The following is a 1163-nucleotide window of genomic DNA, read 5'->3' as shown; positions in this document are numbered from 1 at the left end:
CAACATTAAAAAATCTAATGTTTAATTTTAGAAAATTCTAATTTTAGATTAATAAAGGTCTAATTTCCGGATAGTTATTTTGTAAGTATAAACTAAAAGATATACTTATGAAAAATTTTCTTATACCTACGACTTTAAAAGATGATACAATCTCGGCTGTTAAATCTGCGGTAAATCAGTCTAAAAATACTGAATCAGAAATTATTTTAGTATTAGTTTCAGAAGCGCCTGATACGTTTTCTTCTTCTGGTTTTTTAAGAGAAATGAAATCTGGACTCACCAGAAGTCAAGAAGAAGTTCTAGAAACCTGTCGATATATTGTTGAACACACTTCAAACATAAAATTAAAAGTCCATAATCAATACGGACTTTCAGCACCAATTTTTAAAAGACTGATAGATGTCTTTTCAGTAAAATTGGTCATTCTTACTCATTCTTATAAACAAGAAACCAAAAGAATTCATCAATATTTGGTACAATTGGCAGGAAATCAGAAATGTCCGATTCTGCATTTAAGTACAGAGGCTAATAAAGAAGTTTTCCATAAAGCACTTTATGTAGAAAATTCGAGCGTGAACATTCATGTAAAAGATGTTCAGGATTTCTTAAGCGCCAATTTCTCTTTCGAAATCGTAAGCCAAACTGCCAGTTTTGAAGACGACTACGAAAACGTTGCTCCATTCTTATCAGAAGCCATTTCTAAACATAATATTGATATGTTGGTAGAAACGAGAAAAGGCGAGAAAATCAAATTTAAAAAATCAAAAAAAGAAAATGTCAATGAAAAATTAGGACTTCCTGTTCTTTCATTGTACGAAGAGATGGTTTAAGAGTCTGAGATTCTAAGCTACTAAGACACTAAGTTTCTAAGTTTTTTAATTCTTAGGATCTTAGAAACTTAGAATCTTAGCCTCTCAAAAATTATTAATTTAAAACCGAAAATATGTTGTTAAAGAAAAGAATACCAATGAAGTACGTTCTCGGGAAAATTAAAGTAGAAATTGTTTTAGTGTTGGCTTACACCATACTATTTGAAATTTTTCATCATTATTTCATCAATTTGCCTGTAGATATCCCAATTGCCATTCCGACCATGATCGGAACCATTATTTCCTTATTATTAGCCTTTAAGTCCAATCAGGCTTATGACAGATGGTGGGAAG

2 protein-coding genes are annotated in these 1163 nt (G+C 30.7%); both read left to right on the top strand.

Translation table 11 applies throughout. The annotated features are described in order from the left end of the window. Nucleotides 1-107 precede the first annotated feature (107 nt). Nucleotides 108-830, top strand: coding sequence for a hypothetical protein (locus B3J44_RS19940; RefSeq protein ID WP_198856040.1), 723 nt, complete (start codon nucleotides 108-110; stop codon nucleotides 828-830). A 113-nt stretch (nucleotides 831-943) separates the two neighbouring features. Beyond that, nucleotides 944-1163 (top strand): bestrophin family ion channel (locus B3J44_RS19935; protein ID WP_349678308.1); only part of this gene is annotated, 220 nt, incomplete at its 3' end.

The sequence above is a fragment of the Flavobacterium sp. UBA4854 genome (assembly GCF_002399805.1).
GTDB classification, from domain to species: Bacteria; Bacteroidota; Bacteroidia; order Flavobacteriales; family Flavobacteriaceae; genus Flavobacterium; species Flavobacterium ginsengisoli.
This window is presented reverse-complemented; position numbering and strand designations above follow the sequence as displayed.